At 50.1% G+C, this 23,287-nt stretch carries 15 protein-coding genes; 14 read left to right on the forward strand and 1 reads right to left on the reverse strand.

Annotated features, from left to right (window positions below):
- Positions 1–23 precede the first annotated feature (23 nt).
- The 5 genes from rny to FFM79_RS03390 all read left to right on the forward strand — a co-directional run bounded on the left by rny (position 24) and on the right by FFM79_RS03390 (position 10,642).
- Positions 24–1,583, forward strand: a complete 1,560-nt coding sequence (gene rny / locus FFM79_RS03370) for a ribonuclease Y (protein WP_137642058.1) — start codon at positions 24–26, stop codon at positions 1,581–1,583.
- Positions 1,584–1,744: 161 nt separating this feature from the next.
- Positions 1,745–2,551: a TIGR00282 family metallophosphoesterase gene (locus tag FFM79_RS03375; protein ID WP_137642059.1), complete on the forward strand. Its 807-nt coding sequence runs from the start codon at positions 1,745–1,747 to the stop codon at positions 2,549–2,551.
- A gap of 54 nt (positions 2,552–2,605) precedes the next feature.
- Entirely contained in the window at positions 2,606–5,299 is a 2,694-nt protein-coding gene (mutS, locus tag FFM79_RS03380; RefSeq protein WP_174795726.1) for a DNA mismatch repair protein MutS, read from the forward strand.
- 32 nt (positions 5,300–5,331) lie between these two features.
- Complete coding sequence (mutL, locus tag FFM79_RS03385) at positions 5,332–7,329, forward strand: DNA mismatch repair endonuclease MutL (RefSeq protein ID WP_137642061.1); 1,998 nt, start codon at positions 5,332–5,334, stop codon at positions 7,327–7,329.
- A 241-nt stretch (positions 7,330–7,570) separates the two neighbouring features.
- Positions 7,571–10,642, forward strand: a complete 3,072-nt coding sequence (locus tag FFM79_RS03390) for a YfhO family protein (protein ID WP_137642062.1) — start codon at positions 7,571–7,573, stop codon at positions 10,640–10,642.
- Between the two features lie 448 nt (positions 10,643–11,090).
- Here FFM79_RS03390 and FFM79_RS03395 read toward each other — a convergent pair whose 3' ends face one another.
- Positions 11,091–11,606: a DUF1015 family protein gene (locus FFM79_RS03395; protein WP_137642063.1), complete on the reverse strand. Its 516-nt coding sequence runs from the start codon at positions 11,604–11,606 to the stop codon at positions 11,091–11,093.
- Positions 11,607–11,780: 174 nt separating this feature from the next.
- Here FFM79_RS03395 and ruvA point away from each other — a divergent pair, with 174 nt between their 5' ends.
- From ruvA to alaS, 9 genes are all read left to right on the forward strand, one after another.
- Positions 11,781–12,389 carry a Holliday junction branch migration protein RuvA gene (ruvA, locus tag FFM79_RS03400; protein WP_137642064.1) on the forward strand — a complete coding sequence of 203 codons (609 nt, stop codon included), beginning with the start codon at positions 11,781–11,783 and terminating at the stop codon, positions 12,387–12,389.
- Between the two features lie 11 nt (positions 12,390–12,400).
- Positions 12,401–13,411, forward strand: a complete 1,011-nt coding sequence (gene ruvB / locus FFM79_RS03405) for a Holliday junction branch migration DNA helicase RuvB (protein ID WP_137642065.1) — start codon at positions 12,401–12,403, stop codon at positions 13,409–13,411.
- A gap of 18 nt (positions 13,412–13,429) precedes the next feature.
- Positions 13,430–14,464, forward strand: coding sequence for a tRNA preQ1(34) S-adenosylmethionine ribosyltransferase-isomerase QueA (gene queA / locus FFM79_RS03410; RefSeq protein ID WP_137642066.1), 1,035 nt, complete (start codon positions 13,430–13,432; stop codon positions 14,462–14,464).
- A gap of 145 nt (positions 14,465–14,609) precedes the next feature.
- Entirely contained in the window at positions 14,610–15,752 is a 1,143-nt protein-coding gene (gene tgt / locus FFM79_RS03415) for a tRNA guanosine(34) transglycosylase Tgt (RefSeq protein ID WP_137642067.1), read from the forward strand.
- Between the two features lie 77 nt (positions 15,753–15,829).
- Positions 15,830–16,222 carry a preprotein translocase subunit YajC gene (yajC, locus tag FFM79_RS03420; RefSeq protein WP_137642068.1) on the forward strand — a complete coding sequence of 131 codons (393 nt, stop codon included), beginning with the start codon at positions 15,830–15,832 and terminating at the stop codon, positions 16,220–16,222.
- A gap of 125 nt (positions 16,223–16,347) precedes the next feature.
- Entirely contained in the window at positions 16,348–17,484 is a 1,137-nt protein-coding gene (dinB, locus tag FFM79_RS03425) for a DNA polymerase IV (protein ID WP_137642069.1), read from the forward strand.
- A gap of 107 nt (positions 17,485–17,591) precedes the next feature.
- Complete coding sequence (locus FFM79_RS03430) at positions 17,592–18,548, forward strand: DHH family phosphoesterase (RefSeq protein WP_137642070.1); 957 nt, start codon at positions 17,592–17,594, stop codon at positions 18,546–18,548.
- A gap of 2 nt (positions 18,549–18,550) precedes the next feature.
- Positions 18,551–19,894 carry a DEAD/DEAH box helicase gene (locus tag FFM79_RS03435; protein ID WP_137642071.1) on the forward strand — a complete coding sequence of 448 codons (1,344 nt, stop codon included), beginning with the start codon at positions 18,551–18,553 and terminating at the stop codon, positions 19,892–19,894.
- A 301-nt stretch (positions 19,895–20,195) separates the two neighbouring features.
- Positions 20,196–22,838, forward strand: coding sequence for an alanine--tRNA ligase (gene alaS / locus FFM79_RS03440; protein ID WP_137642072.1), 2,643 nt, complete (start codon positions 20,196–20,198; stop codon positions 22,836–22,838).
- Positions 22,839–23,287: the final 449 nt, after the last annotated feature.

The following is a 23,287-nucleotide window of genomic DNA, read 5'->3' on the forward strand; positions in this document are numbered from 1 at the left end:
TTTGGTGATGCGGAGGTGGAAACATGATTGTTTTCGGTATAATCCTCGCAGTCATCGCAATTGTTGTCGGTTATGGGGTTGGTTACTATGTTCGTAAGAACGTCCATGAAAAACAGCTGGACGTAGCCAAACACACAGCCGAAGGTATTATTTCTGAAGCAAAGAAAACGGCGGCAACTCAGCGCAAGGAAAAAATCCTTGAGGCCAAAGAGGAAAGTCATCGTTACCGAACCGAAGTAGAAAACGAATTGAAGCAGCGGCGTAATGAGGTCCAAAAACAAGAGGACCGGTTGCTTCAACGCGAAGAAACTTTGGATCATAAAGAAAATACTTTTGAAAAACGTGAAGATGCTTTAGGCAAAAAGGAAGAAAAAATTGCCAATGAACAAAAGCGCGTTGAACAACAGCAACAAAGTGCAGCTTCACTAATCACGCAACGTCAAGCTGAGTTAGAAAAGGTTGCGGCCCTGTCAAAAGAACAGGCCCGTGAACGGATTTTAACGCAAACGCGCGAGCAATTAACGCACGAACGGGCCGTTATGATTAAAGAAAATACGGATGAAGTCAAGGCCCAGTCTGAGAAAGAAGCGAAAAACTTAATCGTTCAGGCCATTCAACAAAGTGCCGCCGACATGGTTTCTGAGACCACCGTTTCAGTGGTCACGTTACCAAATGACGACATGAAGGGCCGCATTATCGGCCGGGAAGGTCGCAATATTCGGACGCTTGAAACGCTAACGGGGATCGATTTAATTATTGATGACACGCCGGAAGCGGTCGTTTTGAGCGGCTTCGATCCAATTCGGCGCGAAATTGCAAAGATTGCGCTTGAGAAATTAATTCAAGACGGGCGGATTCATCCCGCACGGATTGAAGAAATGGTTGAAAAAGCTCGTAAAGAGATGGATGAGAAGATTCGTGAGGCCGGTGAACAAACGGTCTTTGACCTGGGGCTTCACGGCATGCATCCTGATTTGATTAAGCTCGTTGGGCGGTTGAATTACCGGACGAGTTACGGGCAAAATGTTTTGAATCACTCAATTGAAGTTGCGAAGTTGGCGGGCGTATTGGCCGCTGAACTTGGTGAAGATGTTACACTCGCGAAACGCGCAGGATTATTACACGATATTGGTAAGGCCGTCGATCACGAGGTCGAAGGCTCCCACGTTGAAATTGGCGTGGAATTAACCACGAAGTACAAAGAAAATCCGGTGGTGATTAACACGATTGCGTCCCATCACGGGGACGTTGAACCTAAGTCGATCATCGCGGTATTAGTTGCAACCTGCGATTCAATTTCGGCGGCCCGTCCGGGTGCCCGGAGTGAATCACTGGAAAACTATATTCACCGACTTGAAAAGTTGGAAGCAATTGCGAACCAGGAAGATGGTGTTAAGAAGAGTTATGCCATTCAAGCTGGTCGTGAAATTCGCGTAATCGTTAAGCCAAATGAAATTTCTGATTTACAGGCAACGGTTTTAGCACACGATATTAAAAAGCAAATTGAAAGTGAACTTGAATATCCTGGTCACATTAAGGTGACTGTGATTCGTGAAGTTCGCGCTGTCGATTACGCTAAATAGTGATCAATCAGGATTGGGACTGCGGTTCCAATCCTTTTTTGAACGCCGAAACGGGCCGACTAACGGCCTGGGGGACTGCGCCGGTGGTTTCGATTTCGAGCGGCTTTTCAGGGAATTTAATGCTAAAATGAAGGGTATAACGTTAAACAAGGGAGCAAACTATGCGAATTTTATTTGTGGGCGATGTGATGGGAACGGTCGGCCAAACGGCCATTGACGAGTACTTACCGAAGTTAAAGCGGCGTTACAAACCGCAGGTGACAATTGTGAATGGTGAAAACGCGACGCGTGGGCGTGGTATTAATCAGCAGGTGTATAAAGCCCTGTTGACCGCTGGCGCTGACGTGGTGACCATGGGCAACCACACTTGGGATAATAATGAAATTTTTGACTTGATTGGTGAGGCCAAAAAGCTGGTTCGGCCGCTTAACTTTCCCGCGGCCACCACGCCCGGTGTCGGCTATACCGTTTTAAAGGTCAACGCCGTCCAATTAGCGGTGATTAATTTACAGGGGAATGTCTTTATGGGTCAGAACTTAGCGAACCCGTTTACGACGGTTCAGCCCCTCGTAGATGAACTCCGCCAAACGACCCCCAATATTTTTATTGATTTTCATGCTGAGACAACTAGCGAAAAAGAAGCGCTGGCTTGGTACTTAGACGGACAAGTGAGTGCCGTGGTGGGGACCCACACCCACGTGCAAACAAGTGATGAGCGGGTTTTGCCAGCCGGAACGGCCTTCTTAAGTGACGTCGGCTTTACGGGACCGTATAATGGCATTTTAGGGATGACCCGGGAGAACGTCTTGGAACGGTTCTTAACGCAAATGCCGACCCGGTTTAACGTCCAGGAGGATAGCCCGGCGGTACTTTCAGGTTGTGTGATTGACGTTAACGAGCGCAACGGTCACGCCCAGAAAATTAGTCGGATTCTAATTAACCCCGACCACCCGTATTTTGATGATTAATGGTTTAAATAGAAAGTAGGATTAGCAGTGCCGCAAAAGACAAAAGATACGCCAATGATGCGTCAGTACTTTGCCGTTAAGAAGCAGTATCCAGACGCGTTTTTGTTTTACCGTCTCGGGGACTTTTACGAGATGTTTTATGACGACGCCGTTAAGGGCGCGCAACTATTAGAATTAACGTTAACGACAAGAAACCATTCGGCGGACAACCCGATTCCGATGTGCGGGGTTCCGCACCGCGCCGCCCAAAATTATATTGATATTTTAGTAGATAAGGGCTACAAGGTTGCCATTTGTGAACAAATGGAGGACCCGAAGCTTGCTAAAGGGATGGTTAAGCGGGAAGTGATTCAGCTGGTGACGCCCGGGACGACCCTGGAGCACGGTGCTGAACAAGCTAAGTCGAATAATTATTTGACGGCGCTGATCAAGGTAGCCGACCAGTGGGGATTAGCGTACGCCGACCTCTCAACTGGGGAACTCAAAACGAGCGTCCTCGCCAATACCGATGCGTTATTGAACGAAGTAACGAGCTTACAAACTAAGGAAACCGTGGTGGATGAATCGGTTCCAACCGCGTTCCGGGAACGTTTGCAAGCGCTGGGAATCTTAATTTCAGAACAAAATCAGGTGACGCCGCAAGCCGAGCTTAGTTACTTAACACAGGATTTAACGAGTTCAATCGAGCAGCAGGTGGTTGAGCGCCTGCTGATGTACATCAACGTCACGCAAAAGCGCAGTTTAGCGCACTTACAAAAAGCGGTCGCGTACGAACCCTCCGCGTTTTTAAAGTTGGACCACAATTCTAGGTATAACCTAGAATTAATGAAGTCGATCCGGACGGGGAAAAAGCAGGGAACCTTATTGTGGTTACTAGACGAAACCAAAACCGCAATGGGGGGCCGGTTGCTGAAGCAGTGGCTCGAACGGCCGCTGATCATTAAACGGGATATCGAAACCCGGCAAGCCAAGGTGGCCGCGTTTTTAGACCACTACTTCGAGCGGAACAACCTGCAAGAAGAGCTGGTCAAAGTTTATGATTTAGAACGGCTTGCTGGCCGGGTTGCGTTTGGAAGTGTGAATGGCCGCGACTTGATTCAACTTAAAACTTCGTTACGGCAGGTACCGAAGATTCGCTATATCTTATCCGAATTGGACGGCCATGTTTTTAAAGATGAGGTTCAAAAGCTTGATCCCGTAGAGGACGTTGCGGAACTCATTGAGCGAGCAATCGTTGAGGAGCCCCCGTTATCAGTGACGGATGGCGGCGTCATCAAAGACGGCTACGACCCGCAATTGGACAAGTACCGGGATGCCATGAATAACGGGAAACGCTGGATTGCGGCGCTGGAAGCCCAGGAACGGGAAGCCACCGGCATTAAAAATCTTAAAATTGGCTTTAACCGCGTGTTTGGTTACTACATCGAAGTTACTAAGGCGAACTTAGCCCAGTTACCGGCGGACCGATACGAACGTAAACAAACGTTGACGAACGCGGAACGGTTTAGCACCCCGGAACTCAAAGAACACGAGAGCCTAATATTAGAAGCTGAGAGCCATTCTACCCAGTTAGAGTACCAACTCTTCACCAAGGTGCGCGAAACCGTTAAGAAGGCCATTAAACGCCTTCAGAAGCTTGCCCGGGCGGTGGCCGCCATTGACGTGCTCCAAAGTTTTGCGGTCGTTAGTGAGGACTACCACTTTGTCCAGCCGGAATTAACGACCGGTCACGACCTTCAAATTGATGCTGGCCGCCACCCGGTGGTTGAAAAGGTCATGGGCAATCAGAGTTACGTGCCGAACGACGTGCGAATGACCCCCGATGAGACGGTGCTCCTGATCACCGGTCCGAACATGTCCGGGAAAAGTACCTACATGCGCCAATTAGCGTTAACGGTGATCATGGCGCAGATTGGGTGCTTTGTCCCAGCTAAAGCGGCCAAGCTCCCGATTTTTGATCAAATTTTTACCCGGATCGGGGCGACCGATGACTTGATTTCTGGTCAAAGTACTTTCATGGTCGAAATGCAGGAAGCAAACAACGCGTTACAACACGCCACCGCTAACAGTTTAGTCTTGTTTGACGAAATTGGACGCGGGACCGCGACCTACGATGGGATGGCGCTTGCACAAGCCATCATTGAATTTGTGCATAATCACATTCACGCGAAGACGTTATTTTCAACCCACTATCACGAACTGACGGCTCTCGATCACGAATTGGCCGGACTCCGTAACGTCCACGTTGGTGCGACCGAACAGGATGGCAACTTGGTCTTCCTCCACAAGGTGGAAGCCGGGGCAGCGGATAAGTCCTACGGGGTCCGCGTGGCTAAGTTGGCCGGGATGCCAACCGAGTTGTTACAGCGTGCGGATCAAATTTTGGCGAGCTTGGAGCAACAAACCAGTACGGTCTCGACGACCGCTGCGGATGAAAGCACGGCGGCGGTTCAGGCCAGCACCGTTGCGCGTGCGCCCGAAAGTACGGTTAACGCGCAACCCGCACAGCAAAGCGCGGATCCAACGAAAGTAACGCCTAAAGCGGCCGTTAACGATAGTGAAGCTGGGGGCGCGGTTGAACCCGCTTCCGGCACGGAGGAACAACTGTCGCTCTTTGCGGAACCAACCGTGACCGATCCGAAGGGTGAGAAAGTTTTACAGCAATTAAAAGGGTTAAACCTAATGGCGATGACGCCGATGGACGTGATGAATCAACTCTATAAGTGGCAACAACGCTTAGGGCGTTAGTTGCGTTCAATTAAGTAGAAAGGACGATCGAAATGGGAACCATTCATGAATTATCAACCGTGTTAGCGGACCAAATTGCCGCTGGTGAAGTTGTGGAACGGCCCGCCTCGGTCGTAAAAGAACTGGCTGAAAACGCGGTGGACGCCCACGCCACGCAGGTCGACATTTTAGTAGTAGAAGCCGGGGTGCGCTCGATTCGGGTGATTGACGACGGCGACGGCATTGCAACTGACGAGGTGCGAACGGCGTTTAAGCGCCACGCGACGAGTAAAATTACGTCGCGGGAAGATTTGTTCCGCGTGAGTTCACTCGGCTTTCGGGGCGAAGCCTTACCAAGTATTGCTTCGGTGGCCGACGTCACGCTGACGACCAGTACGGGCGCTAGCGGGACGACCGTCCATTACCGGGGCGGTAAGTTGTTACAACAAACGCCGGCCGCACTGCGGCAAGGAACGGACGTCACCGTGACCGACCTGTTCTTTAACACGCCGGCCCGGTTAAAGTATTTAAAGTCGGCCCAAACGGAGTTAGCTAACATTGTCGACGTGGTCGACCGCTTAGCGTTGAGTTATCCGGCGGTCGCGTTTCGACTGGTTCACAATCAAAAGGAACTCTTGAGAACGGCCGGTCGGGGTGACTTGCAACAAGTAATTGCTGGGATTTACGGCGTCCAAAATGCCCGTAAAATGGTTGCGGTTGATGGTAACGACCCCGATTTTACCTTAAAAGGGTTCGTGGCGTTACCCGAATTAACGCGGGCCAGCCGCCAGTACATTACGCTGCTGATCAACGGTCGCGCGATTAAAAACCAGCAGTTGACTAAGGCGGTCATCGCTGGTTACGGCTCTAAATTAATGGTCGGTCGCTACCCGCTGGCCGTCTTGGACCTGCGGATGGACCCACTGTTAGTCGACGTGAACGTGCACCCGACCAAGCGGGAGGTCCGGCTTAGTAAGGAGTCCGCCTTAGCTAAACTCATCAGTACGACCATCAGGGACCGGTTAGCCAACGTTAACCTGATCCCGTCGGCGCTGACGAACCTCGGTAGTCATCGCCGTGAACGGGTCAATACCGACCAGCTCACCATTAATTTGAACGCGGCTTCGTCGGGGTACCAGGTAACGCCGCGCTCCGCTGCACCGAAGCCGGAACAGTTTGCGGCGTCGCTTGCGGCGGCGACTAAGCCGACACCAGCACCTAGTATGGCAGCGGCTAAATCAGCCCCGGCCAGTGCGCCTACGAGTGCCGCGCCAATCATGATTGACGCCCGCAGCCAATTAAAGACGCCGGCGGTTCAAGCCTTTGATGAAAAATATCACGCGGAAACGCCCGCCTTACCGTTTGGGGAGCAACCGGTAGTTACCAGCGCCGCGGCTAAGCCGGATGCGCCGGCTGCAAGTGCAGCGTCCGAAACGCAGGAGCGCTTTCCACGGTTACGCTATTTGGGGCAGATGCACGGGACGTATTTAATTGCTGAAGCGGACGATGGGATGTACATTTTGGACCAACATGCGGCCCAAGAACGCATTAATTATGAATACTATCGCCAAGCCATTGGGGAAGTTAGTTCGGATCAACAAAACTTATTAGTTCCGATTGTTTTGGACTACCCAACCCCGGACGTTTTGAAGATTAAAGAAAAGCTGCCGTTATTGGCGGCGTTAGGGCTACACCTGGAGCCGTTTGGTGGCAATAGCTTTATCGTGCATTCGCACCCAACCTGGTTCAAGGCCGGGCAGGAAGCCGACACCATTAAGGAAATGGTCGATTGGATTTTACAAGACGACCACTTGAGCGTAGCCCAATTCCGTGAAAAATCGGCCATCATGATGTCGTGTAAACGTGCCATTAAGGCGAACCACCACTTAGATGATCAACAGGCACGGGCTTTGATTGCGAAGTTACCGCAGTGTGAAAATCCGTTTAATTGTCCACACGGACGGCCGGTGACGGTGCACTTCACTAACTCCGATATGGAACGACTTTTCAAACGAATTCAGGATAGTCACGAGTCGCCGCGCCACGAATAGGCTAGGATTAAGTAACGTTTAAACGCACGCCAACTAAGTTAGACCACTGGTCAGCTTGAGTTGGCGTGCGTTTCGATTTGGTTAAGATTCGTCATAAAAACGACTTAAATAAATGATTAATGGTAAAATGGGAACATCATTTTTAAGAGCGTGCTAAAAGTTGGTTTGGCTAGGCCAGCTGACTTTGGAGCAGTCTCTGATTCTAGCGGGGAATCCGCGCTTATAAAGGGGAACACTGAAGTTGAATAGATTACGAAAGGTCCCACTGGGCGTCTGGTACACGTTAATGTTTGTCGTGATTGCGACCATTAGTTACAGCGGCCTATTTTGGGCCGGGCGCACCTTGATTTGGGAAGTGGACGGGATTGCGCAACATTTTCCAATCTTGTTAGAATTTCAAAAAATTCTGCAAAGCGACCCGCGCCAATTATTTAGCTGGTCGTGGAACCTCGGCTTAGGGGCCGACCGGTTAACGACCTTTGCTTACTACGTCGTGGGTGATCCGTTTAATTATTTGGTTGCATTGATTCCGGCAGCCAAGCTCGAATGGGGCTATCAAGCACTGATTTTACTCCGCTTGTACGCGGTCGGCTGGGCTTTCCTTGGCTTTAGTCGTCAGTTTCATTTTCGCCGCTTGAGTCAGTTAATTGGGACGTTGACTTATACCTTTACGGCCTACACCTTCTACGTGGGGATGCACCACCCGTTCTTTTTATTACCGATGATTTGGTTTCCGCTCCTTTGTTGGGCGATTGAACGGGTTTTACGGGGGCGCCACTGGGTACCACTGAGCTTGATTACGGCGGTCGTGATTTTAAGTAACTTTTACTTTGCGTACTTACTCGGCCTAGGGGGCCTAATTTACGCGCTCGTGCGTTACTGGGCGCGGCGTCACGCCCACTTGGCGATGCGACCTTTTTGGCAATTGTTCTGGCGACTGGCGTTAGCAGTTGGCTTGGGGCTTGCGCTTAGCGGGCTTTTATTCGTGCCGACCTTACTGATGATGTTGCACGCGACCCGGGCCAGCTTTAACTTCGCTAACGGTCTTTTAACGTACCCGATTAACTACTACGTGAACCTACCAAACCGGCTACTCACGAACGGTGGTAGCGTTCAATACTGGGTGACCCTGGGGATTAGTAGTATTAGCTTTCTTGCGATGGTGTATACGTTGCGGCACTTTAAGCGTTACTGGGTACTTAACTGGGTACTACTTGCCATGTTAGCTGGGATTCTCGTTCCCGGCTTTGCGGCGACGTTTAACGTGCTGTCCACCCCGTCGAACCGGTGGCTACTACTCGCGACGCTAGTATTTGCTTACGCGACCATGGCCTTTGTCGATCAACTAGACCACTTGACGGCTGGTGACTTGAAGTGGCTCGCCGGCGTCAGCGGGGGACTCCTGATTTTAATTTGGTTGATTAACGGCTTTTTCCTGAATATTCGCAAGCACGACATCGCGACCTACCTAGTTTTACTAGCCTTAGTGGGCGTTTTGTTAGCCCGGCCAGGGTTGCACCTGAAGCCGAGGACGTTTTACCCGTTATTGCTCGGCATCGTTACGTTGAACTTAGCCAACAACGGACTGGGCTGGCTGAGTATTAATACGAATTCTAATAGTACCGAGCAGTTACGCCGCGGTACCGCGATGAAGTGGACCCGGGATTATTTGGACGGCGCTGAAAAGGGAACCAAAGCAAAAACTGGACAGTTTTATCGCACGGCGTTAGCCCCCAACTATTACACGATGCGTTCGGCTGAAAGTAACGTGCCGATGCTGCTAAAGACCCACACGGTCGGCTCATATTTTTCGGTTCAAAATGGTTACGTGGGAGCGTTTAGTCAGGCGTTAGGTAATTCGGAGTACGCGATGAACTCGCCGCTCGGAACGCTGAACGGCCGTACGACGATGGCTAATTTACTCGGCGTTAAGTATTTGTTTGCCCGCGAAGACCAGGTGAAGAACGCTGCGCTTCCCGCTGGCTATCAGGTTGTCAAGCAGGCCGATCAGACGCCGAAAGTCTATGCCGATCGCTTTATTTACGGGTTGAGCAACCATACCGGTACGGTGCTGTTGAAGTCGGAGCAGGCGTTACCGTTAGTCTATACGCAGACGCAGCAACTCAACCGCAAGCAGTTTAACCAACTGGGGGCGGTTGATAAGGAACAGGCCCTCTTGCAGGGGGCCGTTACGACCCAGTGCGTTCGTGGGGTTAAAACGGTTAGCCCTAAAACGACGGCGAAGGACGTTGCGTACACGGTCACGCCGGATACCACGACCGTGCTGGACAGCCTGGATAAGGTCATGATTTATCGCAACCAGCACGCGACCGGTGCTTCCAATAACGCGCTGACCAAGTTGCCGGCGGATACCATTACGTTAACGCCGGAACAACGCGAAATTTTAGCGCCCGCGACTGGGCTGACCAAGCCATCGACGACGCTGCAAAACTTAGTGACGGCTAACCAGGAACGGCTTGAAAAGAATGTCAAGACGAATCAGGACGGGCTCAAATCCTTGATTAGCGACGTGCAGGGGCATCAGATTCCGTACCAGTTAACGATCAAACACCCGCAACGTTATCGGCATACGGAGTTGTACCTCGTGTTAGATGGGATTGATTATCAGCGGTCGTCAATCAAGCACGCACTGAAGACGAGTCGCAACACGACCGTGTTTACGGACCGGCCGTACAGTAAAATTGACCATTTAAACGACTTACGGGACGGGTTGAAAGGCAACCTAAGCGCAAGCGGCTATTCCCTGACGGCGACGACGATGGATAACGAAGTCAGTTTTAACCAGTTAGGGACAACCAACATGTCCGATTACGAACCGCGCACGAGTGCGGTAATTAACTTGGGTTATAGTGCGCACGCGCGCAAACTGATCACGCTAAACTTTAGTAAGATTCAAAGTCTACACTTTAAGTCGGCGCGCTTAGTGGCGGTACCCTTTAAGCGGGCACACCGGCAACGGACGGCCCAGCTCCAACGGCAGGGGTTGCAGCGGTTACGAGTTCGAGCGAACCAGGTCACTGGCACGACGACGACTAAGCGGGCGAGCGTTTTAACCACTTCAATTCCGTATTCCAGTGGTTGGCACTTACAAGTTGACGGTCGCACGGTTAAAACGCAGGTTGTCAACCTTGGTTTCGTTGGGGCTAAACTTGCCGCTGGCCGGCACACCATCAAGCTAACCTACGAGACACCGGGGTTACGACTTGGACAGTGGCTAAGCGCCGCGGCGGCGGTGATTTTGCTCGGTGTTGCGGGCGTTAGTGCTTGGCGTTGGTGGCGGCGACGACCTTAAGTAGTGCTAAAAAGAAAGGGACTATGATATTTGGTGTTGATCTGCTAAGATGGTTGTCAATTGAATTTTCAATCAGTTCGTTGTGATTAGCGAAATAGCAAGTAAGATTACGCTATATTTAGTCATCGTTTTGCAGGATCATCTTCATTAATTATGACTTATCAGAATCACCCGTAAAACTCAATATAAAAACCAGTTTAGCCAGTAGCGGGTGTAACCATGGCTCAACTGCGAAATTATTCTTGGCCGGAAGTGGGGTGCTTCCGGCTTAGAATAAGGCTCGAATTTGAGATTGCTCAGTGGTTTTTCTGAGTGGGCTCAAATCGATGCCCGCAGTGTTCCAGCCAACCGGTTACACCCGCTGCTGGCGGCAATTTCAACGTCGATTGGTACAGAACCAAAAGAGAATGCGTCAAAAGTCAACCGACTTTTGGCACACTCTCTTTTTCTATTGGTTCGCTAATTCGATTAGGTGGGCGGGCATTTCAAGGGGATTCTTGAACTTAGACCAGTCAGTGTCACTCACCAACATGACCAGCGGGGTGCTGGTCGTCGTTAACCAGGTTTTACGGGGGGTAACGGCAGTTAGCGCGTCGGTGATGGCGGCGTTTGCCTCGGGCTCCGTGACCTGCCAGAGCCGGTGCGTCACTTGGGCCGCATCGGTGAGGGTCACGACCGGTTTGAAGTGGCCGACCCAGTCATCGATTAACATTTCTAGCACGGCTTGTTGTGGGTAAAGTACCGTGTTAGGTTGACCCGGCACAATGGTGGTCACGAGTTGGTCGGCTGGCCAGCGGGCGATTAAGCGCCACTGGTGAACGCCCGCTTGGGTTAGTTCGTACCAGTAATAGCTGGCCGTCGTTTGAACAGCCTGGTCTTCAGCGTTCAAGTCAGGTTGATTCTGACCAAGTTTACGCAGGCCACTTGCCGTTGGTAATTTGGCAATAAAGGGTTCGGTTTGCATCGCAGTTGGCTCCTTTGTAGTTAATATCGGCTTTGAGCATAGCATTTTCCCGGGATGCCGGCAACTTATTCAGGGTCGCCGACTTTTCACGTTTCGGAGGTACGATTTATTGGTTGAAATGTGGTACAATTTAGCAAGCAAACATACGTTTTAGTTTAAAGGAGCGCTTTTGTTGTGTATGAATACTTTCTCGGCAAAATTGCCGATGTAACCCCCAGCTACATTGTTATCGAAGTCAGTGGTATCGGTTATAAGGTCTTAACCGCCAATCCGTACCGCTTCGACGTTGGTCAAAGTAACGTTAAACTCTACATTCATCAGGCCGTCAGTGAAAACGGCATGTCGTTGTTTGGGTTTTACGATGCTGACGAAAAGGCGTTGTTTGAAAAGTTATTGGGCGTTTCTGGTATTGGACCGAAGTCGGCGCTCGCGATTCTTGCCAATAATGATCATTCGGGCTTGATTCAAGCCATTAATCAGGAAAATGCAACGTACCTGACGAGTTTCCCGGGCGTTGGTAAGAAGACGGCCCAGCAGATCGTTTTAGATTTGAAGGGGAAGCTAGACGACCTCAACGTTGACGTTAGTGGTCAAACGGCCCTAGACGTTGCGACGCCTAAAGACGACCAAGCGCTGACAGACGCGCTCGCGGCCCTGACTGCGTTAGGCTACTCGCAACGGGAAGTTAAAAAGATTACGAAGCCGCTTGAAACCTTTGCGGAACAGCAAGCGGGAGATACGAACGCCCTGTTAAGTGAGGGCCTGAGATTATTAACGAAGTAGGAGGGACTTGAATGGACGATGATAAATTATTATCCGGCAACAACGCGGATGACGCCGAAGCATCGTTAGAAAAGTCGCTGCGCCCACAAACGCTAGCCCAGTACATTGGCCAAGATCAGGTTAAACATGAGCTTGGCGTTTATATCGAGGCGGCGCGTAAACGTGAAGAATCTCTGGATCACGTCTTACTGTACGGGCCACCCGGTCTAGGGAAAACGACCCTGGCGATGGTAATCGCAAATGAGATGCAGGTCAACATTCGGACCACGAGTGGACCGGCCATCGAAAAACCTGGTGACCTGGTCGCGCTTTTGAACGATTTGGAGGCCGGTGATATTTTATTTATTGATGAAATCCACCGGTTACCAAAAATTGTGGAAGAAATGCTGTATTCAGCGATGGAGGACTTTTACGTGGATATCGTGGTCGGTCAGGGACCAACGGCCCACCCGGTGCACTTTCCACTACCACCGTTTACGTTGATCGGAGCGACCACCAGAGCGGGGATGTTATCAGCGCCGTTACGGGATCGCTTTGGAATTGTTGAACACATGGAATATTACGAAGTGGCTGATTTGGAAGAAATCGTCAAGCGAACGGCTGATATTTTTAATACGTCGATCAAGCCGTCGGGGGCCCACGAAATTGCCCGTCGGTCGCGCGGCACGCCCCGGATTGCGAACCGGCTGTTTAAGCGGATTCGCGATTTTGCGGAGGTGGCCGACCAGACGGCGATTGATGAACAGATCGTTGGTCGCTCATTAACCTATTTGCGGGTCGACGATGCGGGCTTAAACGAAACCGATAATAAGTTGTTGCGCACCATGTTGGAATACTATAATGGTGGCCCGGTTGGGCTGGCGACGATTGCCGCGAACATTGGTGAGGAAACGGATACGATTGCGGAGGTGGTTGAACCCTACCTGCTCCAAATTGGGTTCTTGAAACGCACCCAACGTGGCCGAGTCGTCACTTTGAAAGGCTACCAGCACTTAGGATTTCCGTATCCAGAACAAAATTAAGATAAGGGGTAACATTAGATGAGCTTAACACTAGAAGATTTTGACTACGACTTACCACATGAATTAATTGCCCAAACGCCCATCAAAAAGCGGGATACGTCGCGCTTATTGGAATTAAACCGGCAGACGGGTGCAATGCAGGATAAGCATTTTTACGACATTCTGGATGAATTGAACCCGGGTGACGCGGTTGTCATGAATAACTCCCGCGTGATGCCAGCGCGGCTTTACGGGGTTAAACCGCAAACGGGGGGCCACGCCGAAGTATTGTTATTACATAATACGGAGGGGGATGAATGGGAAACCCTGATGAAGCCGGCTAAGCGGGCTAAGGTTGGGACCGAGATTTCCTTTGGCGATGGTCAGTTAACGGCCACCGTGACCGCGGAAAAAGAAGACGGGATTCGAATGATCAAATTCCACTACGACGGAATTTTTATGGAAATTTTGGAACGACTTGGTGAAACACCGTTGCCACCATACATTAAGGAAAAGCTAGATGATCCGGACCGTTACCAAACGGTTTACGCAAAGGAAAACGGGTCCGCGGCGGCGCCAACGGCTGGACTTCATTGGACGAAGGAACTGTTACAAAAGGTCCAGGATAAGGGCGTTAAACTGGTGTACATCACGTTACACGTAGGATTAGGAACGTTCCGACCAGTTGAAGAGGATAATATTGAGGACCATAAGATGCACAGTGAATTCTACCGACTAGACGAAGAGGCGGCCAAGACGTTGAACGAAGTTCGTCGAAACGGTGGCCGCATCATTGCCACGGGAACGACCTCAATTCGGACGTTAGAGACGATTGGGACGAAGTTTAATGGTGAAATTAAGGCGGATTCTGGTTGGACCGACATTTTTATTAAGCCTGGTTACGACTGGAAAGTGGTCAACGCGTTTATTACCAACTTCCACTTACCTAAATCGACGCTCGTGATGCTAGTAGCGGCCTTTACGGGTCGTGATTTGATTTTGAAGGCTTACCAGCACGCGATTGATGAACGTTACCGTTTCTTTAGTTTCGGTGACGCCATGTTTATTCATTAAGCTGAACACTGTCGTTAATGGGGATTTCAGGGACGCCTGAAGTTCCCATTTTTAGGCTGCTCGGAATGGCGGTGGTTGGTTGACCAGCGCGTTTCGTGCTATGATAGTCAAAGTTTAGCAAGCTACTTAACGGAGGAAACAATTTATGGAACCGGCAATTAAATACCGATTAATTAAAACTGAAAAACACACGGGCGCCCGCTTGGGTGAGTTAATTACCCCCCACGGGACGTTCCCGACCCCAATGTTCATGCCCGTTGGCACGCAAGCGAGTGTTAAGTCGCTCGCCCCGGAAGAACTGGATGCCATGGGAGCCAACGTCATTTTATCGAATACCTATCATCTTTGGCTGCGTCCTGGTGAACAAATCGTTAAAGAGGGGGGCGGTTTGCACCAATTTATGAATTGGAAAAAGGGAATCTTGACCGATTCTGGCGGTTTCCAAGTCTTTTCATTAGCCAAAAACCGCGACATTACCGAAGAAGGGGTTCACTTTAAGAACCACCTCAACGGGTCAAAAATGTTCTTGTCACCCGAAAAAGCCATTCAAATCGAAAACGACCTCGGCCCGGACATCATGATGAGCCTGGACGAGTGCCCACCGTTTTTTGAAAGTTACGATTACGTCCGCAAGTCCGTTGCCCGGACAAGCCGCTGGGCCGAACGCGGTTTAAAAGTGCACCAACACCCCGATTACCAAGGCCTTTTCGGAATCGTGCAGGGGGCCGGCTTTAAAGATTTACGGGAGCAAAGCGCCAAGGACCTGGTCAGCATGGACTTTCCAGGATATTCCATCGGGGGCCTATCCGTCGGTGAATCTAAGGCTGAAATGAATCACGTTTTAGACTTTACGACGCCACTATTACCGGTTAACAAGCCGCGTTACCTGATGGGTGTTGGTTCAGCCGATGCGTTAATTGACGGTGCCATTCGGGGAGTCGACATGTTTGACTGCGTCCTACCGACCCGAATTGCGCGTAACGGGACTTGCATGACGTCGCACGGCCGGTTAGTTGTTAAGAATGCGGCTTACGCCCACGACTTTTCACCAATTGATGATAATTGCGATTGCTACACTTGTCGTAACTTCACCCGGGCCTACGTGCGTCACCTGATTAAGGCGGATGAAACGTTCGGCTTACGACTAACGAGTTACCACAATTTGTACTTCCTATTGCACTTAATGAAACAAGTGCGGCAAGCTATTAAGGATGATAACTTACTAGAATTTCGGCAAGATTTCTTTGAAATGTACGGCTTTAACCAGGAAAACCCGAAAAACTTCTAGGGATACTAGTAATTTTAGCCGTTATTTGTTAAAGTTAAAGTTAGTCAAACATTGAATAGATTAGGAGCGATTCACTAATGGGTCAAATGACATCAATTATTTTCATCGTGGTCATGTTCGCGTTCTTGTACTTCTTCATGATCCGTCCACAAAAAAAACAACAACAAAAGCATCAACAAATGCTTAAGCAAATTTCACGTGGTGACAAGGTCACAACGATTGGTCGTTTGCACGGGGTCGTTGATGAAGTCAACGAAGCCGACAAGACCGTAACGTTAGACTGTGACGGGATTTACTTGGTTTTTGATTTGAGTGCGGTTGCGCGGGTAACGCCTAAGGAAGGTGCCGCAGCGGCTAAGCCAGCTGAACCAGCAACTTCTGAAGCAACTAGCGAAGCCAGTGCGACTGATTCAGCAGCTGACAGTGAAGCAACTAGTGCTACTGAAGATGCTGATTCCGAAGCAAAATAAAGCAATCAAGTTAGACGCGAGTCCGTAGGGGCTTGCGTTTTTATTTACCTTTTCTAAGGGCGTTTGGCGCGACAAGCAAACGTTTGTTCGTGTATAATGAACCTATTCGAAAGGAGGGGGTTCCGGTGGCCCAAGCAATTGTGGAAGCACCCATTAAAGTTGATACGAGTCGTAAAATCATTCACGTTGATATGGATGCTTTCTACGCGTCAATTGAAGAACGCGAGCAGCCGGCCTACCAAACGCAGCCACTGGTTGTCGCGCATGATCCGCGCAAAACCGGCGGTCGGGGCGTCGTGACGACGGCGAACTACGTTGCGCGGCAGTACGGAGTTCACTCGGCTATGCCTGCGCAAAAAGCACTGGAACTCTGTCCGAAAGCCGTCTTTAAGACGCCCAATTTCCCGCTATACCGGGCGGTTTCAGAACAAATTCATCAGATTTTTCATGAATATACGGATAAAATTCAACCAATTGCGTTTGATGAGGCGTACCTAGACGTCACGACTAATAAAAAGGGGCTACGAAGCGCGGTCCAGCTTGCGCACCAACTCCAACAAGAAATTTACCAGCAAACGCAACTCACTTGTTCGACCGGGATTTCCTACAATAAGTTTATTGCTAAGTTGGCTTCGGACTATCGGAAACCAGCCGGCGTTACCATTGTGTTACCCGAGGACGCCCACGAATTTTTGTGGCGGGAACCGATTGAGAAGTTTCGTGGCGTTGGTAAAAAAACGGTCCCGAAAATGCACGATTTGGGTATTCAAACGGGGCGCGACCTTTTTAAGCAGTCCGAGCTAGATTTGATTCAGCAGTTCGGAAAGCTGGGGTACGTCCTTTATCGCCGGGTCCGTGGGAGCGATGATCGGCCGGTCGAGTATTTACGTGAGCGGAAATCAATTGGTAAGGAGCGGACGTTTGGCCCGTTTTTAACGACTCAAACGGAAGTGAACGAACACCTGCAAGAAATTGCAAAGCTCGTTACCGCTGCCATGCAGAAACATCAACGTCACGGTAAAACGTTGGTACTGAAATTGCGGTACGGTGATTTCGTGACGATTACTAAGCGCCGGACCTTTAGCGAGTTTTTACCGAATGATGCGGTAGTGATTAACCGGTATGCCACCCAGATTTTTGATGAGGTGGTCGATGCCCATTTTGATAGTGGGATTCGGTTACTGGGCATCACGTTTACCGGCTTAGCGCCGTTAACTTTTGAAAACATTAGTTTACCACTGTATCCGAACCAACCTTCTTGAACGCGCTTTTACGACGAATTCATTTGGCGCGCGGCCAATTGTTCGGTATACTGGAATACTGTGACCGAAGTGGGTCACTAGTAAATCTTGGAATAAGAAGGATCATTATGACCGTCCAAACAGAAATTTTAACGTTAATTAAACAAGCAAAAACAATTATCATTCACCGCCATCAACGGCCCGATCCCGATGCAATCGGGAGTCAGCTGGGAATGGCCGACTTAATTAAAACCAATTTTCCGGATAAACGGGTCCTCGCACCCGGCAAGCAGTACCACGGGTTTGATTGGCTCGGCCAAATGGACGAAGTTACCGAGGCCGACTACCAAGACGCGTTAGTCCTCGTTTTAGATACGGCCAACCAGCCGCGAATCGATGGTGAATTTTATCAAGCGGGGAAGACCCTGGTTAAAATTGACCACCATCCTAACGACGATTCCTTTGGCGATCCGCAGTGGGTCGACGTGGACGCCTCAAGTACCAGTGAAATGATTTACCAGTGGTATGCAACTTGTGGTGCGGACCTAACGATGACGCCCAACGCGGCGCGGTTGTTGTATGCCGGCATCGTTGGGGATACCGGGCGCTTCTTGTACGATGCGACTAAGCCAAGCACGATGCGGGCGGCAGCGGCCTTAATGGAGGCCGGAGCCGACGCCACCGCCGTTAACCGAATTGAAGATACCATTACCATGCCGGTGGCCCGGTTGTCAGCCTACGTTTACGAACATTTAACCCAACTTGATTCCGGTGCGGCCTACGTCATTTTGACGAATGACTTGATGGATTCGTTTGCAATTGGTGATGCCAGCACGGCTGGCGTCGTCCCGTTACCCGGTCGGATTGATACCGTTGAATGCTGGGCAATCTTTGTTCAGCAAAAGGAAGGCGACTTTCGCATTCGGCTTCGTTCGAAGGGTCCGTCAATTAACGGTGTTGCTAAGCATCACGGTGGCGGGGGCCACCCGTTAGCCAGTGGTGCTAAGGCGCAAAATCAACAGGAAATCGAAGCCGTTGTGCGGGAGCTTGATCAAGTTGCCAGCCAGGATAAGAAAGAGGTTTAACAATGACCGCAAGTTTTGAAGAGTTTAAATTGCAACCGTTTTTGATGCAGGCACTGGATGAAATTCATTTCCGGAAGCCCACGGCGGTACAAGAGAAGTTAATTCCGGTGATTGCGGCCGGACGGAGTGTGATTGGTCAATCGGCTACTGGGAGTGGGAAGACCCATACCTTCTTGTTGCCAATGATCAACCAATTAAACGCTGACGAGCGCCGGGTCCAAGCCGTTATTACGACTCCTAGCCGGGAATTGGCTTACCAGATTCATGACGCTGCCAAGCAATTGATTAGTCATAGCCCGAAGGCGTTTCACATTGGGTTGTACGTCGGCGGGACTGATAAGCAGGAACAAATCGAAAAGTTACACCGACACCAACCACAATTGATCATTGGGACGCCTGGGCGCATCTTAGATTTAATGCGCTCACAGGCCCTCGACGTGCACTTGGCAAACCAGTTGGTCGTCGATGAGGCCGACATGACGCTGGACCTCGGTTTCTTAAACGTGGTTGACCAAATTGCGGGCCGAATGCCAGCTAATTTACAAATGCTGGTCTTCTCAGCGACGATGCCCCAAAAATTAACGCCATTTTTGAAGAAGTACATGAATAACCCGGTCATGGAAGAAATTCCGGTGGAATCGGTCATTAGCCCGACCATTGATAACTGGTTGATTTCAACCAAAAGTCACGACCGCAACGGCCTAATTTATCAATTGTTAACGATTGGTGAGCCGTACCTGGTCCTAATCTTTGCGAATACGAAGGAACGGGTCCAGGAGTTAACCCGTTACTTACGGCAACAAGGTTTAACGGTCGCTATGATTCATGGAGATATTCAACCGCGGGAACGCAAACGCGTCATGCGTGAAGTACAACAATTGAAGTATCAATTCGTTGTGGCGACCGATTTGGCGGCCCGTGGTATTGATATTCAAGGGGTGTCGCACGTTATTAACGATGACATTCCGAACGACTTAGAATTCTTCATTCACCGGGTCGGCCGGACGGGCCGCAATGGCATGTCGGGTACCGCCATTACGCTTTATAGCCCGGGTGAAGAGGATAAGGTCAGCGCCGTTGAAGCGATGGGCATTAAATTTAAGCCTAAAACGATTAAAAATGGGGAAGTCGTTGATACTTACGACCGTAACCGTCGGGCCAAACGGGGGCCGAAACAAGAAAAACTGGACCCAACCTTGATTGGTTACGTTAAAAAGTCAAAGAAGAAGATTAAGCCGGGGTATAAGCGGCGAATCCGTAAGAAGATTAGTGATAAGGCCCGGATGGACCGCCGAATCGAACAACGTGCGGCGGCGCGGAAAGCCCGTAAGGATCGCAAGGGTTAGCGTTAGCTAGCAGTTGACAAGTTGCGCTAAGTTTTCTATACTTTAGCAGAGTCAGGACATGCCGCAAGTCGACGTCAGTTTAGAAACGCTTTGGTTGCTGAAAAAAGCGCGGTCGATTGGTGGTGCTACCTGGAATTAATTGACTAGCAAACTAGTCCGTGTCTCAGCGTTAATGAGCTTAAGAGGTAAACGAACAACATCGTTGCAAGCAAAGTGGTACCGCGTTAACAGCGTCTTTGCTCGCAACGGTGTTTTTTTGCCTAAAATCAAGATAGATGGATAGAGAGGGTGCCAAAAGTTAATGAAGCAGTTAAGTAGCAGTGAAATTCGGCAAATGTACTTGGACTTTTTCCACGAAAAGGGCCATACGATTGTACCGAGCGCCTCTTTAGTACCGGTTGATGATCCGACCTTACTATGGATCAACTCCGGCGTTGCCACGATGAAAAAGTATTTTGACGGGTCAGTCGTTCCGGATAACCCGCGGATGACTAGCTCGCAAAAGAGTATCCGGACCAACGATATTGAAAACGTTGGCCGGACTGCCCGGCACCATACGTTATTTGAAATGCTTGGAAACTTTTCCGTTGGTGATTACTTCAAAAAAGAAGCCATTACGTGGGCGTGGGAATTATTAACGTCACCGAAGTGGTTCGGCTGGGAACCGGATAAGCTGTACATGACGGTTTACCCGAAGGATACCGACGCGGCTAAGTTCTGGGAAGAAGCCGGCGTGGACCCCAGCCACATTATTAAAGTTGAAGATAACTTCTGGGATATTGGTCAGGGGCCTTCTGGTCCGGACTCCGAAATTTTCTACGATCGCGGCGAGTCCTTCAATAATTTGGCGGACGACGATCCTGAAAATTATCCGGGTGGTGAAAACGAACGTTACCTGGAAGTCTGGAACATTGTTTTCTCCCAATTCAACCACACGCCTGAAGATACGTACGAACCGCTCCCCCGTAAAAACATTGATACGGGGATGGGCTTAGAACGGGTCGTTTCAATTTTTCAAAACGCACCCACTAACTTTGAAACTGACCTCTTTTTACCGATTATTCGTAAAACCGAGGAACTCAGCGCGGGCAAGCATTACGGCGATAACGCGCAAGACGACGTGTCGTTTAAGGTGATTGCTGACCACGCACGGGCCATTACGTTTGCGATTTCAGACGGCGCGTTGCCTTCAAACGAAGGCCGCGGCTACGTTATCCGGCGTTTGATCCGCCGGGCCATTCTACACGGCCAAAAGTTGGGCCTTAAGGGTGCGTTTTTAGACCAATTAGTCCCAATCGTGGGTGAAATTATGCAGTCGCATTACCCAGCCGTACTGAAGAATGCCGATTACATCGAAAAAATCGTTGCTTCCGAAGAGAGCCGCTTCAATGAAACGCTGAACGACGGGTTGCGGTTACTGAACGATTTAATCGCGGAAACGAAACAAGCAAACGAAAAGATGCTCTCCGGTGCCGACGCGTTCAAACTCTACGATACGTACGGCTTCCCGTTTGAACTGACGAAGGAATATGCGGGCGACGAAGACCTACAAGTTGACGAAGCCGGTTTTGAAACCGAAATGAAGGCCCAACGGGAACGGGCCCGCAACGCCCGGAGTGGCGCCAAGTCAATGGGCGTTCAACGGAGCTTGTTAATGGACATCAAGACGCCAAGTGAATACGTCGGTTACGACGAATTAACGGACGTTCACGGGGTGCTAAATGACATCATTGTTGATGAACAATTGGTCGACCACGTTGATCACGGGGTTGCCGAAATGATCTTCAGTAAGACCCCGTTTTACGCTGAAATGGGCGGTCAAGTTGCCGACCGGGGGGTAATCTTAGATGCGGATGGTCAAACCGTAGCTGAAGTGACTGACGTCCAAAATGCGCCGAATAAGCAGCATTTACACACGGTCAACGTCTTAAAGCCGATGCACCAGGACCAAACCTACACGTTGAACGTTGACTTAGCGTTCCACGCCAAGGTTGAAAAGAACCATACCGCGACCCACTTGTTAGACCAAGCCTTGCGCGACGTTCTTGGCGAACACACGCAACAGGCGGGGTCACTCGTAGAGCCAGACTACTTGCGGTTTGACTTTACCCACTTTGGTCAGGTGACTGCCGAAGAGTTGGCGCGCGTAGAACAGATCGTTAATGATAAGATTTGGGCGGCGCTACCGGTAACGGCGATCCATACTGATCAGGAAACTGGGCATAAAATGGGCGCAATTGCCGTCTTTACCCAGAAATACGGTAAGGTCGTTCGGGTCGTTTCAATTGGGGACTACTCAATTGAATTTGATGGTGGGACCCACGTCAAGAATAGTAGCGAACTGGGACTCTTTAAGATTACTTCCGAAGCCGGCGTTGGTGCCGGAGTTCGGCGGATTGAAGCCGTTACTTCGAAGGAAGCTTTCCAGCTTTTGGCAAGCGAAGAACAGCAATTAAAACGGGTTGCTGCGCAGGTTAAGGCCCCGAAGTTAAGCGACGTTAGTGAACGGGTCAACCAATTACAAGCCGACCTAAAGGCGGCCCAACAACAAAGTGCCAAATTGGAAAGCCGGTTAGCTAAGCAACAGGCCGGCGCCATTTTTGAACAAGTTGATACGGTTAATGACACGACGCTAATTGCCCAGCAAGTCGATGTTTCTGGGATGGATCAACTCCGTCAACTTGGGGACACTTGGAAAGCTAAGCAGTACTCTGACGTGCTTGTTTTAGGGACGGTGATCGGCGAAAAGGTCAACTTACTAGTTGCGGTGAGTGACGACAAGGCCAAGGCGGGAATTAAAGCCGGGGACTTGATCAAAGCAATTGCCCCACTCGTTGGTGGTGGCGGTGGCGGTCGCCCAACCTTAGCCCAAGCTGGTGGTAAGAAGCCAGCGGGACTACCAGCAGCGTTGAAAGCGGCTTACGACTGGTTAAACGAACAATAATTGCAATTTTGAACCGGGACTGGCTAGATGAGCCAGGCCCGGTTTTTGCGGTTTGCGGTTAACGGATATTTTAGGGTCTATGATATTTGGTGTTGATTTGCTATGAAAGCTGCCAATTGAATTTTCAATCAATTCGTTGTGACTAGCAAAATAGCAAGCAAGATTACGTTAAATTTAATAACCGTTTTGCGGAATCAACTTCATTAATTAAGACTTACTAGCGTAACCCGTGAGACTCAATATAAAAGCCAGTCTAGCCAGCAGCGGGTGTAACCATGGCTCAACTGCGAAATTATTCTTAGCTGGAAGTGTTGTTCTTCCGGCTTAGAATAAGGCTCGAATTTGAGATTGCTCAGTGGTTTTTCTGAGTGAGCTCAAATCGATGCCCGCAGTGTTCCAGCCACCCGATTACACCCACTGCTGGCGGCAACCTCAACACCAATTGGTAT

It is taken from the genome of Lactiplantibacillus modestisalitolerans (assembly GCF_005405425.1).
Taxonomy (GTDB): Bacteria; Bacillota; Bacilli; order Lactobacillales; family Lactobacillaceae; genus Lactiplantibacillus; species Lactiplantibacillus modestisalitolerans.

Bases quoted from the DNA above. Each gene is read 5' to 3' on its own strand.
- tgt (WP_137642067.1), top strand. From the start codon at position 14,610: ATGGAACCGGCAATTAAATACCGATTAATTAAAACTGAAAAACACACG.
- rny (WP_137642058.1), top strand. From the start codon at position 24: ATGATTGTTTTCGGTATAATCCTCGCAGTCATCGCAATTGTTGTCGGT.
- mutL (WP_137642061.1), top strand. From the start codon at position 5,332: ATGGGAACCATTCATGAATTATCAACCGTGTTAGCGGACCAAATTGCC.
- ruvB (WP_137642065.1), top strand. From the start codon at position 12,401: ATGGACGATGATAAATTATTATCCGGCAACAACGCGGATGACGCCGAA.
- FFM79_RS03435 (WP_137642071.1), top strand. From the start codon at position 18,551: ATGACCGCAAGTTTTGAAGAGTTTAAATTGCAACCGTTTTTGATGCAG.
- FFM79_RS03430 (WP_137642070.1), top strand. From the start codon at position 17,592: ATGACCGTCCAAACAGAAATTTTAACGTTAATTAAACAAGCAAAAACA.
- FFM79_RS03375 (WP_137642059.1), top strand. From the start codon at position 1,745: ATGCGAATTTTATTTGTGGGCGATGTGATGGGAACGGTCGGCCAAACG.
- alaS (WP_137642072.1), top strand. From the start codon at position 20,196: ATGAAGCAGTTAAGTAGCAGTGAAATTCGGCAAATGTACTTGGACTTT.
- FFM79_RS03395 (WP_137642063.1), bottom strand. From the start codon at position 11,606: ATGCAAACCGAACCCTTTATTGCCAAATTACCAACGGCAAGTGGCCTG.
- yajC (WP_137642068.1), top strand. From the start codon at position 15,830: ATGGGTCAAATGACATCAATTATTTTCATCGTGGTCATGTTCGCGTTC.
- queA (WP_137642066.1), top strand. From the start codon at position 13,430: ATGAGCTTAACACTAGAAGATTTTGACTACGACTTACCACATGAATTA.
- mutS (WP_174795726.1), top strand. From the start codon at position 2,606: ATGATGCGTCAGTACTTTGCCGTTAAGAAGCAGTATCCAGACGCGTTT.